Origin of the sequence: Cucumibacter marinus DSM 18995 (assembly GCF_000429865.1) — a bacterium.
Lineage (GTDB): Bacteria > Pseudomonadota > Alphaproteobacteria > Rhizobiales > Devosiaceae > Cucumibacter > Cucumibacter marinus.
This window is the reverse complement of record NZ_AUCR01000009.1, coordinates 150,439-166,726: the sequence shown is the minus strand read 5'-3', so window position 1 is coordinate 166,726 and position 16,288 is coordinate 150,439. Positions and strand designations below refer to the sequence as shown.

Sequence of the window (16,288 nt, the reverse complement as noted above, 5' to 3'; positions counted from 1 at the left end):
CTGACCATGCCCAAGATCACCTATATCGAAGCGAATGGCACCACTCATGAAGTCGAGGCCGAGAATGGCTCGACCGTGATGGAGAATGCGATCCGCAACGACGTGCCCGGCATTGTCGCGGAATGCGGGGGCGCGTGCACCTGTGCGACGTGCCATGTCTATGTCGATGATGCCTGGACGGATGCGACCGGCGAGCCCTCGGCAATGGAAGAGGACATGCTCGATTTCGCCTATGACGTCAGGCCGACCTCGCGGCTGTCCTGCCAGATCAAAGTGCGCGACGATCTGGACGGGCTGGTCGTGCACGTCCCTGAAAAGCAGGGCTAGCCGGGCCAGTCTCGAAGAAACTCCGGGCCGCCCCGGCCTTGAGCCGGGACCAGGTTGCCCAAGATCGCGGATCATGTCCGCGACAGCCCGGTGGTTGCCCTCTCAATCGCATCTCGAATAGACGAACGGCACTTTCCAGTCCGTCGTGCCGTCCACACCGACGGTGTGGAAATTAGCCGTGTTCTCGTCCACCCACACGATCTCCCAGGGCGGGACCTTCTCGGTCGCCAGGTCGAGGATGGTGTGGCCGTCCCGCACCGAGACCGCAAAGATCGCGTCCGGGCCGTCGGGAAAGCCATGCACGACCAGATCGCCATCGGTGGTGATGGTCATGGGGTCCTCGCAGCCATAGATCACACGGCCCTTGAAATAGGGGTCGGATTCCGGGAAGGCCATCTGCCAGTTCCCGACGAAAGACGAGGCCTTTCCATCCAGTTCGGGCATCAGGCTCTGACGCGGGAAATCCTCGGCGAGCGCGGGCAGGGCAGAAAGCCCCATCGCCAGCGTGGCGACCGCTGTCAGTGTGAATTCTCGGTTCATTTCGTGAAAAGCGTCCCTTGGAGTAGATTTTTCCGCGATCCCCGCGCGTCAAAGGTCACGACAGGGCCCCGAGCTGTCAACCGGTCCATCAGGGCAAGCGGCGTTTTGCGTGAGGGCCGATCCGTGGTTGGTTTTTGCGCAGTTTCGCCCGGTGGGCCGCTCCTCATTCTAGCGGCGGGCCACGGTGTGAAATAGTAAAACTATTCAATTTCAATGCCTTGTTAGGTCGCCCGCACAGCCTTATTTTCCGGGCCAATCGCGATATGGAGGTGTGCCGTGGCCCGGCTCGGCATTTTCCCCGTCTCCTACAAGGTGCGGGGCAAGCAGATCTTGATCATCGGTGGCGGCGTCGAGGCGCTGGCCAAGGCCCGGCTTGCGGTGAAGACCGAAGCGCGGGTGCGTGTGGTCGCGCCGCAGATTACCGCAGATTTCTCCGGCCTCGATGTCGAATTGGCCGAACGCCGTTTTGCCGAACGCGACCTCGTTGACACTGCGCTTGTCTTCATCGCCGATGCCGGCCCCGACAATGCCTATGCTGCCGAGCGCGCGCGTGCCCACGGCATTCCGGTGAATGTCGTCGACACGCCCGAAGAGTGCGATTTCTTCACACCGGCCATTGTCGACCGTGCCCCGATTTCGGTGGCCATCTCCTCGGAAGGGGATGCGCCTGTTCTGGCCCGCCTGATCCGCGCCCGCATCGAAGCGCTCCTCCCGCTTCACCTCGGCGCGCTGGCGGGCCTTGCCGGGCGGATGCGCGACCGGGTGATGGCCGCGCTACCGGGCGGAGACGACCGCAGGCACTATTTCGAGGCACTTCTGACTTCCGGGCGGATCGAACATGCGCTTGAGGCCGGCGACGATGCCGAAGCCGAAAGCGCTGCCGAAGCGCTGCTTGAGGCGCAGGATGCCACTGCGGGTTCTGTCTGGCTTGTTGGTGCCGGTCCGGGCGCCGAAGATCTTCTGACCCTACGCGCTCAGCGTGTGCTGCAGGGCGCGGATGTGATTGTGCACGACCATCTCGTTTCCGACGAGGTTGTGCAGATGGGTCGTCGGGATGCTGAGCGCATAGCCGTGGGCAAGGCCAAGGGTGCCCACTCCTTCACCCAGAAGCGGATCAACGATCTCCTCATCAGGCTTGCCCGGGAAGGCAAGCGCGTCGTCAGGCTCAAATCCGGCGACCCGATGGTTTTCGGACGCGCGGGCGAGGAAGTCGCGGCGCTGCGCAAGGCCGGGATCGGCTATTCGATCGTACCGGGCGTGACCGCGGCCCTGGCCGCTGCCGCCGACACCGCCACGCCGGTGACGCTTCGCAAGGTCTCGAGCGGCTTCGTGTTCGCGACGGCTCATGGCGCCAATGATGATGAACTCGCCCATTGGGCAGCACTGGCGCATTCGGGTGTCACGCTGGGCATTTACATGAGCAAGTCGGTCGCCGGCCGCACGGCCTCGGCGCTGATCGGGGAGGGGCTGTCGCCCGCGCTGCCGGTCGGGATCGTCGTCAATGCGGGCCGGGCCGACCGCAAAACTTATTACGGCGAACTCGGAGATTTGACGGGAGGCCACAAGGCTTTCGCCGAGGGCCCCGCGCTCATTCTCATCGGTGCGGCGGTGGCCGAAGGCGACTGGCAGCAAGCCGAAGCCCTTATCGACCGGGCAGCTAGAGACGCAGCCAAGGAACTGGTGGCATAAAGACTATGGACATCATCACTGCAAACGAACTGCTTTCGGGCGCTACAGTCTATCTGACTGTTGATGGCAAGTGGCTTGAAGAGGTGTCGAAGGCTCAGACCTTCGGCCCGGAGGACAAGGCCGCGCGCGATGCTGCCGTCGAGGCCGCCAATGCGTCCGGCCGGTATCTGAGCGTCGAGATCGAGAAAGCCGAAATCATCGATGGCCGGGTCGTGCCGACCCGCCTTCGCGAAAAGATCCGCGCCGAAGGGCCGACCTCGCCGCGCCACACTCCGCAGACCCTCGATACCCCGCATGCCAAGGGGGAGGACAGCAATGTATCGCTATGACGAATTCGACGCGGCCTTTGTCCGCCAGCGCACCGAGCAGTTCGCGGATCAGGTCCGCCGCCGCATTTCGGGCGAACTGAATGAAGACCAGTTCCGGCCCTTGCGGCTGATGAACGGTCTCTATTTGCAGCTTCATGCGTATATGCTGCGCGTGGCGGTGCCTTACGGGACGCTGAGCTCGAAGCAATTGCGGCGCCTGGCGGAAATCGCCCGCAAATATGACCGGGGCTATGGCCACTTCACAACCCGGCAGAACATCCAGTTCAACTGGCCACGGCTCAACGACGTGCCCAAGATCCTGGCCGAGTTGGCCGATGTCGAGATGCATGCCATCCAGACCTCGGGGAACTGCATCCGCAATGTGACGACCGACCAGTTTGCCGGTGCGGCGGCGGACGAGATCATCGATCCGCGCCCGATTGCCGAGATCATCCGGCAGTGGTCGTCCCTGCACCCCGAATTCACCTTTTTGCCGCGCAAGTTCAAGATCGCGATCACAGGCGCGCCGCAGGACCGTGCGGCGGTCAAGTTCCACGATATCGGGCTGATGGCGAAGACCGGACCCAATGGCGAGATCGGCTGGACGGTCTATGTTGGGGGCGGGCTCGGGCGCACCCCGATGGTCGCCAAGCAAATCCGCGATTTCGTCGATCACGAGCATCTGCTCGCCTATCTCGAGGCGATCCTGCGCGTCTACAATCGCTATGGCCGACGCGACAATAAATACAAGGCCCGCATCAAGATCCTGGTGCATGAGGCCGGCATCGACACGATCCGCGATCAGGTCGAGGAAGAGTTCGCCGCCATGAAGGACGGCATCCTCAAGCTGCCGCAGGAAGAGCTTGACCGGATCACGGCCTATTTCGCCGCGCCGGCGTTCAAGGAGGTCGAGCAGAAGACCATCGACCTGCCGAAGCTGAAGATCACCGATCCTGCCTTCGCCCGGTTCATCGAGCGCAATACCCATCCGCATTTCCGCGATGGCTATGTTTCGGTCACCGTGTCGATGAAACCGATCGGCGGTACGCCGGGCGATGCGACCGACATCCAGATGGAGGCGATTGCCGACCTGGCGGAGAAATACTCGTTCGACGAGCTCCGCGTCAGCCACGAGCAGAACCTGGTGCTGCCGCATGTCGCGCTCGACGATCTGCGCGCGGTCTATGAGGGGCTGGTCGATATCGACCTCGCCGAAGGCAATACCGGGCTGATCACCGACATCATCTCGTGCCCCGGGCTCGACTATTGCGCGCTGGCGACAGCCCGCTCGATCCCGATCGCGAAGTCGATTTCACAGAAGTTCTCTGCGCCGGAGCGCCAGGAACAGATCGGCGATCTCAAGATCAAGATTTCCGGCTGCATCAATGCCTGCGGGCATCACCATGTCGGCCATATCGGTATTCTCGGTCTCGACCGGAAAGGCGTCGAGAACTACCAGATCACCGTTGGGGGCGATGCTTCCGAAGATGCGGCGGTTGGCTCGATCCTTGGCGCGGGTATCGCCGGGGATGACGTGCCCGACGCCATCGAGAAGCTTGTCGACCTCTATATCGAGAAGCGCGAAAGCGCCGATGAGACCTTCATCGCCGCGTTCCGCCGTCTCGGGGAAGCCCCGTTCAAGGAGGCGCTTTATGGCACTCGCTAGTTCAAACCTCGCCGAGGCCAAGGCCCCGCGCGCCAGCGATCTGGAAATCGTTGCGCTCAACGGCATGTTCGACGAGCGCGATACGCTCGGGGTCATCCGCTATGCTCTTGAAGAGCTGCTGCCGGGCGAACCGCTTGCGGTCGTCTCGTCATTCGGGGCGGATTCCGCGGTGCTCTTGCACCACATCGCGCAAGTCGACCCGCACAAGGAAGTGCTGTTCCTCGAGACCGGCAAGCATTTCGCCGAGACGCTGGAGTATGTCGAGACCATCAAGCAGCGCTTCGGGCTGACCAATATCCGGTTCCTGGAACCGGATGCGGCGGACCTCAAGCGGTTCGATCCCCATGGCACGTTGTGGGACACGGATCCCGATAGCTGCTGCCATATTCGGAAGACCGAGCCGCTCAAGGGCGCTTTGGATCAATATGCGGGCTGGATCACGGGTCGCCGGCGTCATCAGACCCAGGAGCGCGGGGTGCTGCCGCATTTCGAGCTGACCTCGGATGTGCGCATCAAGGTCAACCCGCTTGCCTACTGGACCTATGAGGATGTGAAGGCTTACAAGGCCGAGCACGATCTGCCCGAGCACCCGCTCGTTCAGCACGGCTACCGCTCAATCGGCTGCGCACCCTGCACTTCGGCGACCAGGGAAGGGGAAGATCCCCGGGCTGGCCGCTGGCGCGGGCTCAACAAGGCCGAATGCGGTATTCACTTCGACTTTAACGGACAAATCGCGTCACCGGCTGCCAAATTGGAAAACCGCACCCTGTTCAAATCCGGGCGTTTCATCGCCGACCCGTTCCACGTGTGGGGCGAAGGCGATGCACCGGAGACCTCCGCCTATGTTCACGTTCCCCTGGCCATCTGGCAGGAGAACCGGGATGCCTTTATCGCTGCCGATCATCCGATCGGGCTGCTGATCGAACCCGGCGACGATTTCGAGGCGATTGCCGAGGATTTCGACCGCTTTGCCTCTATTGCAGTGGCGTTCCCGAAGTTCACGGACGGGCGCGGCTATTCCTATGCCCGGCTGTTGCGCGAGCGCTACGGCTTCACCGGTGAATTGCGGGCGACGGGCGACATTCTGACCGATCAGGTGCCGTTTCTGCGCCGGTGTGGCTTCGATGCTTTGACAGTTACGAATGAAGCGACCAAAAAGGCGCTCGAGAATGATGCGCTAGCAGAAGTCTCGGTGTACCTGCAGCCGGTCGGCAGCCGCGGCGAGGCGCCCGTGGGAACCCGGCCGTTCCTGCGCCGGGCCGACCAGTAAGGCCGGAACAGGCTGAGCAGGCGGTCCGCCTGGTGCGGGCGCGCCGATTTTGAGATATTTCGGGACGACTTTGGGAATGTGGTCTCGCGAAGGGTGAAGGCGGCCCTGCGGGTGCCGGTTGAGGATTGGTGATGAACGATATGAGCGTAAACGAGACCGTCACGGATGTGGTGATCATTGGCGGGGGCCCCGTTGGGCTTTTCGCGATCTTCGAACTGGGTCTTTTGGACCTCAAATGCCATGTGATCGACATCCTCGACCGTCCCGGCGGGCAGTGCGCCGAGCTCTACCCGGAAAAGCCGATCTACGACATTCCCGGTTTCCCGGAGATTTCGGGTCAGGAACTGACTGACAATCTGATCAAGCAGGCCGAACCGTTCGGGCCTGTCTATCACTTCAACCGCATGGTGACCGGGCTCGAGAAGCTCGATGATGGCTCGTTCGTCGTCACCACCGATGAAGGCGAAGTGTTCCGGACCAAGGTCGTGGTGATTGCTGCAGGCGGTGGCTCGTTCCAGCCCAAGCGTCCGCCGGTGCCGGGCATCGAGGAATATGAGGGCAAATCGGTCTTTTATTCGGTCCGTCGGATGGACGATTTCCGCGATCAGGACCTGTTGATTGTCGGGGGCGGGGATTCGGCGCTCGACTGGACCTTGAACCTGCAGCCCATCGCCAAATCTCTGACCCTTGTGCACCGGCGTGACGCGTTCCGGGCCCACCCGGATTCGGTCAACAAGATGCGGGCGCTGGCGGACGAAGGGAAAATCAACTTCGTGCTCGGCCAGATCGGTTCGTTGCAGGGGGAAGACGGACAGCTTCAGTCGGTCCACATCAAGACCGGCGACGGTGAGCAGATCATCCACGCCACTCGGCTTCTGCCCTTCTTCGGGCTGACCATGAAGCTTGGTCCGGTCGCCGATTGGGGGCTCAACCTTCACGAGAACCTGATTTCGGTCGATACCGAGAAGTTCGAGACTTCGGTGCCCGGCATCTATGCGATCGGTGACATCAATTCCTATCCGGGCAAGCTCAAGCTGATCCTTTCCGGCTTTCATGAAGCCGCGCTGATGGCCCAGGCCGCCAAGCGGATCGTGCACCCGGATGAGAAAGTGGTCTTCCAGTACACGACCTCTTCGACCAAATTGCAGAAGAAACTCGGGGTTGCCTGATGAAGATCTTCGTGACCGACCATGACGGGGTAGAGCACGAATTGGAGGCACTCGAAGGCTGGCGGGTGATGGAAGTCATCCGCGACTGGGAATTGCCGATCAAGGCCGAATGCGGCGGGGCGTGTTCCTGTGCCACCTGCCACGTCTTTGTCGATCCCGAATGGTTGCCCAAGCTGCATGAGGCGAGCGACGAGGAAGAGGACATGCTCGACACCGTGCCCGATGTGGAGCCGAATTCGCGCCTGTCCTGCCAGATCCTGATGAGCGAGGAACTCGACGGCCTCAAAGTGCGTCTTGCTCCCTCCGCCAAGCCGGAAACGGCGGCGGCCTGAGGCCGCGCAGCGCGGGGCCCGGACATGTCGCTTCGCGATCGCCTGATTGACTGGATCGTTTCTCGGCCCCCCGGTGAAGGCGGCCGTCCGTTCCTGCTCGGGCTTGCCGGCGGGCAGGGGATCGGCAAGTCCTATCTCAGCCAGCAGATTGAAGAGCGCAGCGCGGGGCGCGTCGCCATCCTCTCGCTCGACGATTACTACCTGACCAAGGCCCAACGCGCGGCTTTGGCGGAAGAGGTGCATCCGCTGCTCGCGACGCGCGGCGTGCCCGGCACTCACGACATCCAGGCGTTGTCCGTTGCCATCGATACGCTGAGCGCAGCAGGCGAGGGCGCCCAGACGTTGTTGCGGCGTTTCGACAAGATCACCGACGACACCCTGCCGCCGGCGCAGTGGGGCCGGTTTTCGGGGCGTCCATCGGTGATCGTGGTCGAGGGCTGGTGCATGAATGCCCGCCCGGTACCCGATGCAGGCCTCAGCGTGCCCCTCAATTCGCTTGAGCGGGAACAAGACGCCGGTGAAGTCTGGCGGCGCTATGCCAATGCGCGGCTTGCCGGGGACTACCGCGCCTTTTTCGACCGGTTCGACAGCTCTGTGCTGCTCAAGCCGGCCAGTTTCGACATGGTCATCCGCTGGCGGATCGAACAGGAAGTCTCGAACTATCGCGACAAGGGACTTTCGCCGCCTGAAGACCTCGAAGACCGGATCGTCGCCTTCGTTGCCAATTACGAGCGCATCACCCGCCGGCTGATCGAGGACGATGCGGGATTCGACATCGTCATCGAAGTGAGCGGCCCGGCGCGGGACTGGCGGTTGGTGCGGCCCGATACGCTTTAGGCGGGACTAGTCGAAATAGGCGACCAGCCCGTCGAGGCAGCCGGCCCAGCCCTGGGCATGCATGTCGCGGGTCGGGATGTCGGGCAGCCGTTCATGGGTCACCACCACTTCGGTGCCTTCATCGTGCTCGTTGAACTCCACGGTCACCCGGGTACCGCTATCCTTGTCGGGCGTTTCGCCAAGGAACCAGGAATAGACCAGGCGGTTGGGCTCTTCGATCTCCTCATAGGTGCCGGTGATGGTGATGATGGTGCCGTCGGGCTCACGATTGTCGATCCGGTAGCGACCACCCACGCTCAGGTCGACCTCAGCATGCGGGCAGGTGACCTCTCCCGGCCCCCACCAGCGGGTGATGTGCTCGGCCCTTGTCCAGGCCTCGAAGACCCGGGGGCGCGGGGCGCGCACGAGACGGCGCATATGGATGGTTTCGCTCATCAAGAGATTCCGGTTTTGGCGGGAAGTGGTTCAGTCCATTTCGTTTTCGACATAGTCGACAAAGCTGTCGAGCCGTGCGGACCAGAACCGTTCATACGCCGCGATCCATTCGCCGGCGCTGGCCATGGGATCGGCAACGAGTGCGCAATGGTGCACCCGCCCATCGATCCGGCGGCTGACCAGCCCGGCCTTTTCGAGGACCGCAAGGTGCTTGGAAATGGCGTTGAGGGAGACCCCGAAGGGTTCGGCGAGATCGGTCACCCGCGACGGGCCCTTGGCCAAAAGAGCCAGCAGGGCGCGGCGGGTGCGGTTGGCCAGCGCGTGAAAGATGAGATCGAGCTGGTCGTCGCGGTTGGTGGTGGTCGTGGTCACGGTCTTCGGCTTAACATTCAACTATATGGTTGACAATTAGCCTGCGCGTTGTTTGGGTGTCAACATTCAACCATTCAGTTGAACATTGACAGGAGAGACGTGTGAGCATTCATCAGGACGTGACCATTCCCGCGGCGCCGCGGGCGGTTTTCGATATTCTCATGAGTTCGGACAAGTTCGCCGAAATGACCGGCGGTCGTGCCGCGGATATCTCGCCGGACGAAGGCGGGGCCGTGTCCCTGTTCGGCGGCGATATCGAGGCGCGCAATGTCGAACTGGTGCCCGGCACCCGTGTGGTGCAGGCCTGGCGCTCTGCGGCCTGGCCGCCGGGTGTGTATTCGATTGTGCGGTTCGAGCTCAGCGATGGCGGAGAGGGCACCAAAATCGCCTTCGACCAGGCCGGGCATCCGGCTGAAGCGACTGAAATGCTCGAAGGGGGCTGGTCGCAAATGTATTGGGAACCGATGAAGGCCATGCTCGCCAATGGCGGCTGACCGGGTTGCACGCAACTGATTGCATGGGGCTGTGATTGCATGGGACCGCGCTTTGCCCGATGATCGCCGAAACCAACGGTGATTCAAGGTGATCGTGTGAGCCCCAAGGCAGCGCCAACAAGGTCGAGCCAGCAAATTGGCTGGCGGGAAATGGTGGGTTTGCCCCGGATCGGTATCGACCGGATCAAGGCCAAGATCGATACCGGCGCGCGGACTTCGGCCCTGCACGCCGAGAAAATGCGCATCGATGCGGACGATCCGCAGATCATCCATTTCGAAGTTCCGCTCAAGGCAGAGAAGCGCCGAATCCAGTGCTCAGCGCGGCTTGTGGGCGTGCGCGCGATCAAGAACACAAGTGGAAAACCCGAGAACCGGTACATCATTGCGACCCGTCTGGTGATGGGGGAGCGGCGCTGGCTCATCGAAGTGTCACTTGCAGACCGCTCGAATATGGGATTCGATCTGATACTCGGTCGTACCGCCATCGTGCGGCGCGGCATCACCGTGGACCCGGGCCACTCGTTCCTTGCAGGGGAGCCGGTGGGCCCTCAGCCGGTTCACCCGACAATGCCCAAATAAACGAGGCCCGATATGAAGATCGCCATGCTGGCGCGCAACCCGGACCTTTACTCGCACAAGAGGCTGGTGGAGGCCGCGGAACAACGCGGCCACGAGATCCAGATCATAAACACGCTGCGATGTTACATGAACATCACCTCGCGACGACCGGAGGTGCATTACAACGGTCAGAAGCTTACCGGGTTCGATGCTGTCATTCCGCGTATCGGCTCGTCCATTACCTTTTACGGGCTCGCGGTTCTGCGCCAGTTCGAGATGATGGGCGTCTATCCGCTCAATGAATCGGTGGCGATCGGCCGCTCGCGCGACAAGTTGCGCTCGATGCAGTTGCTGGCCCGTGACGGGGTCGGCCTGCCGGTGACTGCTTTTGCCCGCGATCCGAAGGTGACCGAGGAAGTACTGCAGATCGCCGGTGATGCGCCGGTCGTCATAAAGCTGCTTGAAGGGACCCAGGGGATCGGTGTCGTGCTCGCGGACACCAAGAGATCGGCCAAATCGGTCGTCGAGGCGTTCCGCGGTGCCAATGTCGATATCCTGGTGCAGGAGTTCATCAAGGAGGCCGGGGGCAGCGATATCCGCGCCTTCGTCATCGGGGGCAAGGTTATCGCCTCGATGAAGCGCACCGGTGCAGAAGGGGATTTCCGCTCCAATTTGCACCGGGGCGGAACGGCAGCGGCGGTCAAGATCACCCCGCAGGAGCGCGCGACCGCGGTCAAGGCCGCCAAATCGCTCGGGCTCAATGTCTGCGGTGTCGACATGCTGCGCGCCAAGGACGGTCCGGTGGTAATGGAGGTCAACTCCTCACCGGGGCTCGAAGGCATGGAGAATGCCACCGGGCTCGACGTGGCCGGCAAGATCATCGAGCATCTCGAACGCACCTACAAGCCGGGCAAGACCCGCACCAAGGGGCGCGGCTGAATGGACAAGGCGAAGCCGTTCCGTGTCGGCAATGTGTCGGTCCGCCCCGGCGGCCGGCAGACGGTGAATATCCAGATCGGCTTCATGTCGAACCATTTGCCCATGCACATGTCCGCGCATGTGATCCATGGGCAGAAGCCCGGGCCGGTGATGTTCGTGTCAGCGGCTGTGCATGGCGACGAGATCATCGGGGTGGAGATCATCCGGCGGCTGTTGAGCGCGCCGGTGATGAACAGGGTACGCGGCACGCTGATTGCCGTGCCGATCGTCAACGCCTATGGCTTTTTGAGCCATTCGCGTTACCTGCCGGACCGGCGCGACCTCAATCGCGCCTTTCCCGGCAGTTCCTCGGGGTCTTTGGCCGCGCAACTCGCGGAAACCTTCATGCGCGAAATCGTGGCGCGCGCCGATGTGGGGATCGATCTTCATTCGGCGGCGGTACACCGGGAAAACCTGCCCCAGATCCGCATTACCGAAGACAATGGCCAGTTGTTCGAACTGGCCAAGTCATTCGGGGCGCCGGTCATTCTCAAGGCGCCGCTGCGGGAGGGGTCGATGCGCCAGTCGGCCCTCGAAGTCGGCACAAAGGTTCTCCTCTACGAGGCAGGCGAGGGGCTCCGCTTCGACGAAGTCGCCATTCGGGTCGGGGTTTCCGGTGTTTTGCGGGTCATGCGTGCCCTCGGCATGGTGCCGGCAAGCGCGGTGCGCCAATCCAAGATGCTTCCGTCCCTTTCACGGAATTCCTACTGGGTGCGGGCGCCCGAGGGCGGCATTCTGCGGATGTACAAGGCGTGCGGCGACAGCGTTGCAGAAGGTGACGTGATCGGCATGGTTTCCGACCCTTTCGGTGAAACCGAATTCGAAGTGGTGGCGAAATATGGCGGCTTGATCATCGGGCGCACGCGGTTGCCTGTCGTCAACCAGGGCGATGGTCTGTTCCATATCGCTCAGGTCCAGAAACTCGACATGGCCGACCATATGGAGCGGATCGAAAAGGAACTTGCCGCCGACCCGCTCTATGACGAGGACGAAATCATCTAGACGTGTGGTGGCGCGGGCAGGGCTTGGTGGCACCGACGCGGTTTGTTTGGCCACCCCGTTGCCAACCCCTCCACCGTCATCCCGAGCCCTCATGGTGAGCTTGTCGAACCACGAAGGGCGTGGGCGTGGTTGGCGTATGCCCCCCACCCGGCCCGGCTATGCCGGTCCACCCTCCCCGCGTTGGGGGAGGGTCTGGGCTGTGCCCACTTCACGGATGGAGTTGAAGGAACAATGAGCTGGCCCCAATGTCACCTCCCCCTTGACGGGGGAGGATGGGTGGGGGTGGTGTTTCCGCCATTCGAGCGTAGCTCTCATGGCCTTCTCACCTCAAATCAGTCCACCGGACTGATTTTGCCTTTCGGGCCGGATCGAACTTATCCCCGCCCTCTCGCACCCGATTATCCTCCCCTGACCAGCTTGCGATTGAGCGTGGTCGCGACGAACGGTCAGGCAGGTCTGGGTCCGGGTCCGATGGAGGTCGCTCCAGCGGAGGCCAAAGTGAGGCGCGGTCAGGCGCAGCCTGATCCAAAGGTCCAGTGGACCTTTGGAAGCGTTGAACGCCGGAGCCGGCTGCCGTCAAGGCGGCGGCGTACCGTGGAAACATGGCGGGGATTGACCCCAGCCCGTTGCCGCAGTCCAAGCCCAAAACCCCGGGTGAGTGGGACGCGGTGCGCCTCGCTTCTATTCGTTTACGGATGAGACGTTCCGCGTCCCACTCCCGCTCTACCTGTTCGAACCTTGGAGACACAAGTCTGCCGGGCCTGTCGGGGTGCCCTAAAACCAAGCCCTCACCCTGAGGTGCGAGGCGTAGCCGAGCCTCGAAGGGCGAGGGTGGATGGCCAGCGAATGGACAAACCCAGTGGCCCTCCAGCCCTTCGAGCATAGCTCTACGCGCGTTCGACGGGCCATCGCCCCAATTGAGCGATCGCGTTTCCGTCTCACCCTTCGAGGGTCGGGCCGGTGGCGCTCCCGCCTCAGGATGAGGTCGGGAATTGGAGCCAGTGCAATGCCACGCTCAGCCAGCCGCCCTGTCCCCGGATGCCCTTACTCCGCCGGCTTGGCGACCCGGGCGGAGAGCGTGGTTTCGTTGCCCGGCGCGGGGAGGCGGGGGATGAGCTGGGCGGCGGCCAGAGAGCAGGCAGCCATGGCCGCGCCGGCGAGAAACACGGCAGCGGGGCTGGCCAGCCAGAGAAGCCCGAAGGTGACCGGGATAATGACGGCTGCGATGTGGTTGATGGTGAACGCCACAGAGGAGGTCGGCGCGAAGTCCGCCGGGTCGGCGATCTTCTGGAAATAGGTCTTCATGGCGATGGCCAGCGCGAAAAAGAAATGGTCGATGACATAGAGCGCGGCGCCGAATACCGGATCCCAGACAAAGGCATAGGCGACGAAGACGAGGATCAGCCCGATATACTCAAAGCTCAGCGCGGCGCGTTCCCCGAACCGGCCGATCAGCCCGCCGATATACGGGGCGAACAGCATGTTGAAGCCGACATTGATGAGGAACAGGATCGAGACCTGATGCACTTCATAGCCGAAGCGCTCGATCATCATCCAGGCGGCGAAAACGACGAAGATCTGGCGTCGGGCGCCGGAGAAAAAGGTGAGGAGATAGTATAGCCAGTAGCGCTTTCGCAGGATCAGCTTCTTGTGCTGGAGAACCCCGTCGGGGAAACGGGGGAACCAGACAGCCATGAACGCGACGAGCACCAGCGTCACCACGCCGAAGAACAGGAACAGGTCGCGATAGGACCAGTTCATCCATTCCCACAGGAGGATGATCAGCACGAACACAACGAGTTGCCCGACCGAACTGGCGGCAAGCAATACGCCAAGCTGGCGCGGTGCGGTTTCCTTGGGCAGCCACTGCATCTGCAGGGACTGGTTGACGGTCTCGTAGTAATGGAAACCCAGCGACATGATGAAGGTGGTGATCAACAGGCCGGTAAGGCTGGGGAAGTAGCCGGTAATCGCGACGCCGAGACCGAGCAGGGCCAGTGAAACCAGCGCAAAGGTCTGTTCGCGGAAAACGAGGAGAAAGAAGACCGCCGCGAAGGACAGGAAACCGGGGATTTCCCGAATGGTCTGCTGCAGACCGATATCGGCGCCGTTGAGCCCGCCCTCGGCTTCGGCGAAATTGTAGACAACACCCGTCCATGCCGCAAAACCAAGCTGCAGGGCGATCGACATCAGCAACAAGAGGGCAAAAGGCGAGCGCAGTCGTTCGCTCATCGGTGCGGGCGTTTTCATCGGGTGGGTCTACGCCCGGTCCCCACGGGGGTCAAGCGCGGATAGTGTCATGAAGTTGTTACGTTTTGCCGGAACAGTGCCGGCGATCCGACAGGGGTGATATGAGCGAGAATACCGATAGCGCTGCCAAAGGCTCGTTCACCGAGATCCTCAAAGCATTCTTCGTCCTGGGGCTGACGAGCTTCGGCGGGCCGGTCGCCCATCTGGGGTATTTCCGCACCGCCTTTGTCGAGCGCCGCCGCTGGCTCAGTGACGCGGCCTATGCCGATCTCGTCGCGCTTTGCCAGTTCATGCCGGGTCCGGCCTCGAGCCAGGTTGGCATGGGGCTGGGGCTGATGCGCGGCGGCTATGCCGGGGCGCTGGCGGCCTGGCTTGGCTTCACGCTGCCGTCTGCCATCGTACTGGCGGGGTTCGGGCTCGGCGTTGTCGCCTTTGGCGATATCAGTTCAGGCGGCTGGTTGACGGGGCTCAAGCTGGCCGCGGTTGCGGTGGTCGCCAATGCGCTCTGGGACATGGCGCGCAGCCTGGCGCCCGACCGGGAACGGGCCTCGATTGCCGCGATCGCTGCGATGGTGCTGCTGATCTGGCCGACGCCGGTCACCCAGCTTGGTGTGATCTTGATCGGCGCCGTTGCCGGGCTGGTCTGGCTTAAGGCGCAGGCCGGTGACAGCGATGCCGAATTTGCCGTTCCCGTCTCTCGCCGGGCAGGGGTGATCGGCCTTGCGGGTTTCTTCGTGCTGCTCGGCGGCCTGCCGCTGCTGGCCCTTGCGACCAGCGACCAGGCCGTAACCTATTTCGATTCCTTTTATCGCGCCGGGGCGCTCGTGTTCGGGGGCGGGCATGTGGTGCTGCCGCTGCTGCAGGCCGAGGTGGTCGGGTCCGGCTGGGTGACGCCCGATGCCTTCCTCGCCGGCTATGGTGCGGCACAGGCCGTGCCGGGACCGCTCTTCAGCTTCGCGGCCTATCTCGGCGCGGTTACCGGGCCGGCACCTTCGGGGGTGTTGGGCGCGGCGCTGTGCCTTGTCGCGGTCTTTCTGCCTTCAGCCTTCCTTGTGGTCGGACTGCTGCCGTTCTGGGCGCGATTGAGAAAGGTCACTCGGGCGCGGCAGGCACTGGCCGGTGTCAATGCCGCCGTGGTCGGCGTTCTGGGCGCGGCATTCTATTCGCCGGTCTTCACAGCCGGCGTGCAGGTTGGGGCACATCTGGCGTTGGCCGTGGCCCTGTTCGCGCTCTTGCGGTGGTGGAAGTTGGCACCCTGGCTTGTGGTTATCCTGGGCGCTACGGGCGGTGCTGCGATTACGGCGCTCGGCTGGGTTTGACCATGTTGTGAAAAGAGAGTAGCGGAAAAGGGAGCCAGACTTCCTGGCGCACCCCCATCCGGATGTCGATCATGTCACTGACCGCCTATCTTCCCTTTGCCATCGCGCTCGGTATTGCGGCCGCCATCCCCGGTCCGGGGATTGCCGCGCTTGTGGGCAAGGCATTGGGCTCCGGTTTCCGACCGGCCGGGTTCTTTCTCATTGGCCTCATGTTCGGTGACATCACGTTTTTGACGCTTGCCGTACTCGGCCTGGCTGTCGTGGCGAAGACGTTTTCGGGCGTGTTCCTGGTGATCAAGCTTGCAGGGGCCGCCTATCTGGTCTGGCTGGCCTGGCATTTCTGGCATGCGGGGATCGATCCGGCCAAGATCGACAATCAGTCCGGCAGCCGGTTCTGGCCGAGCTTCTTGTCCGGCTACTTCATCACGCTCGGCAATCCCAAGGCGATTATCTTCTACATGGCGCTGTTGCCGACGGTGGTCGATCTCAACGCTGTCGGCTTGGTGGAGTTCGCCGAATTGGCGGTGATCGCCGTCATCGTGCTGGCGATTGTCGGTCTGCCCTATGTCGCGCTTGCGTCAAAGGCCCGTTCTTTCCTGACCAATCCGAGGGCGCTCAAGGGCCTCAATCGCGGTGCGGCAGCGGCGATGGCGGGTGCTGCAGCCTATATCGTGGCCAAGGGCTAGAAATCGTCACGCCGTCCAGCGCTTGTTAACGGGCTTTGGCTAGTCTGTCGGCCTTA

General features: G+C 62.6%; 18 protein-coding genes. 14 read left to right on the top strand and 4 right to left on the bottom strand.

From position 1 onward, the window contains the following. Positions 1 to 6: 6 nt before the first annotated feature. Positions 7 to 327, top strand: a complete 321-nt coding sequence (locus tag G489_RS0106875) for a 2Fe-2S iron-sulfur cluster-binding protein (RefSeq protein WP_029040919.1) — start codon at positions 7 to 9, stop codon at positions 325 to 327. Positions 328 to 429: 102 nt separating this feature from the next. On the opposite strand, the gene G489_RS0106870 is transcribed toward G489_RS0106875, so the two are convergent. Continuing rightward, positions 430 to 867 (bottom strand): hypothetical protein, encoded by a 438-nt coding sequence (locus G489_RS0106870; RefSeq protein ID WP_029040918.1) that lies wholly within the window; start codon positions 865 to 867, stop codon positions 430 to 432. A 276-nt stretch (positions 868 to 1,143) separates the two neighbouring features. On the opposite strand from G489_RS0106870, the gene cysG reads away from it, so the two are divergent. The 7 genes from cysG to G489_RS19440 all read left to right on the top strand — a co-directional run bounded on the left by cysG (position 1,144) and on the right by G489_RS19440 (position 8,138). Continuing rightward, the gene (cysG, locus tag G489_RS0106865; RefSeq protein ID WP_029040917.1) at positions 1,144 to 2,556 is read left to right on the top strand and encodes a siroheme synthase CysG; all 1,413 of its coding nucleotides are present in this window, start codon (positions 1,144 to 1,146) and stop codon (positions 2,554 to 2,556) included. 5 nt (positions 2,557 to 2,561) lie between these two features. Continuing rightward, positions 2,562 to 2,885, top strand: a complete 324-nt coding sequence (locus G489_RS19450; protein ID WP_051332386.1) for a DUF2849 domain-containing protein — start codon at positions 2,562 to 2,564, stop codon at positions 2,883 to 2,885. After that, positions 2,872 to 4,530 carry a nitrite/sulfite reductase gene (locus G489_RS0106855; RefSeq protein WP_029040916.1) on the top strand — a complete coding sequence of 553 codons (1,659 nt, stop codon included), beginning with the start codon at positions 2,872 to 2,874 and terminating at the stop codon, positions 4,528 to 4,530. The genes G489_RS19450 and G489_RS0106855 overlap by 14 nt, the downstream gene beginning before the upstream one ends. Further along, positions 4,517 to 5,800, top strand: a complete 1,284-nt coding sequence (locus G489_RS22220) for a phosphoadenylyl-sulfate reductase (RefSeq protein ID WP_081691441.1) — start codon at positions 4,517 to 4,519, stop codon at positions 5,798 to 5,800. Before G489_RS0106855 ends, G489_RS22220 begins: the two co-directional genes overlap by 14 nt. Positions 5,801 to 5,940: 140 nt before the next feature. Then, a complete protein-coding gene (locus G489_RS0106845) occupies positions 5,941 to 6,969 on the top strand; it encodes an NAD(P)/FAD-dependent oxidoreductase (protein ID WP_029040915.1) in 1,029 nt (342 codons plus the stop codon). Next, positions 6,969 to 7,301, top strand: a complete 333-nt coding sequence (locus G489_RS0106840) for a 2Fe-2S iron-sulfur cluster-binding protein (RefSeq protein ID WP_029040914.1) — start codon at positions 6,969 to 6,971, stop codon at positions 7,299 to 7,301. The genes G489_RS0106845 and G489_RS0106840 overlap by 1 nt, the downstream gene beginning before the upstream one ends. A gap of 24 nt (positions 7,302 to 7,325) precedes the next feature. After that, positions 7,326 to 8,138 carry a hypothetical protein gene (locus tag G489_RS19440; protein WP_035871830.1) on the top strand — a complete coding sequence of 271 codons (813 nt, stop codon included), beginning with the start codon at positions 7,326 to 7,328 and terminating at the stop codon, positions 8,136 to 8,138. Between the two features lie 6 nt (positions 8,139 to 8,144). Here G489_RS19440 and G489_RS0106830 read toward each other — a convergent pair whose 3' ends face one another. Together G489_RS0106830 and G489_RS0106825 are read right to left on the bottom strand one after the other, a co-directional pair. After that, a complete protein-coding gene (locus G489_RS0106830) occupies positions 8,145 to 8,573 on the bottom strand; it encodes an SRPBCC family protein (protein WP_035871829.1) in 429 nt (142 codons plus the stop codon). 30 nt (positions 8,574 to 8,603) lie between these two features. After that, complete coding sequence (locus G489_RS0106825) at positions 8,604 to 8,945, bottom strand: ArsR/SmtB family transcription factor (RefSeq protein WP_029040912.1); 342 nt, start codon at positions 8,943 to 8,945, stop codon at positions 8,604 to 8,606. A 101-nt stretch (positions 8,946 to 9,046) separates the two neighbouring features. Between G489_RS0106825 and G489_RS0106820 the strand changes: the two genes are divergently transcribed. From G489_RS0106820 to G489_RS0106805, 4 genes are all read left to right on the top strand, one after another. Continuing rightward, positions 9,047 to 9,439, top strand: a complete 393-nt coding sequence (locus tag G489_RS0106820; protein WP_029040911.1) for an SRPBCC domain-containing protein — start codon at positions 9,047 to 9,049, stop codon at positions 9,437 to 9,439. Between the two features lie 96 nt (positions 9,440 to 9,535). Next, positions 9,536 to 10,018, top strand: coding sequence for an ATP-dependent zinc protease family protein (locus G489_RS19435; protein WP_210162586.1), 483 nt, complete (start codon positions 9,536 to 9,538; stop codon positions 10,016 to 10,018). A gap of 12 nt (positions 10,019 to 10,030) precedes the next feature. Further along, the gene (rimK, locus tag G489_RS0106810) at positions 10,031 to 10,936 is read left to right on the top strand and encodes a 30S ribosomal protein S6--L-glutamate ligase (RefSeq protein WP_029040910.1); all 906 of its coding nucleotides are present in this window, start codon (positions 10,031 to 10,033) and stop codon (positions 10,934 to 10,936) included. Continuing rightward, positions 10,937 to 11,977 carry a succinylglutamate desuccinylase/aspartoacylase family protein gene (locus G489_RS0106805; protein ID WP_029040909.1) on the top strand — a complete coding sequence of 347 codons (1,041 nt, stop codon included), beginning with the start codon at positions 10,937 to 10,939 and terminating at the stop codon, positions 11,975 to 11,977. A 1,044-nt stretch (positions 11,978 to 13,021) separates the two neighbouring features. Here the strand turns inward: G489_RS0106805 and G489_RS0106800 are convergent. Next, positions 13,022 to 14,227: an MFS transporter gene (locus tag G489_RS0106800; RefSeq protein WP_029040908.1), complete on the bottom strand. Its 1,206-nt coding sequence runs from the start codon at positions 14,225 to 14,227 to the stop codon at positions 13,022 to 13,024. Positions 14,228 to 14,328: 101 nt separating this feature from the next. Between G489_RS0106800 and chrA the strand changes: the two genes are divergently transcribed. Together chrA and G489_RS0106790 are read left to right on the top strand one after the other, a co-directional pair. Then, positions 14,329 to 15,546, top strand: coding sequence for a chromate efflux transporter (chrA, locus tag G489_RS0106795; RefSeq protein ID WP_029040907.1), 1,218 nt, complete (start codon positions 14,329 to 14,331; stop codon positions 15,544 to 15,546). Positions 15,547 to 15,617: 71 nt separating this feature from the next. Further along, positions 15,618 to 16,232: a LysE family translocator gene (locus G489_RS0106790; RefSeq protein ID WP_029040906.1), complete on the top strand. Its 615-nt coding sequence runs from the start codon at positions 15,618 to 15,620 to the stop codon at positions 16,230 to 16,232. Positions 16,233 to 16,288: the final 56 nt, after the last annotated feature.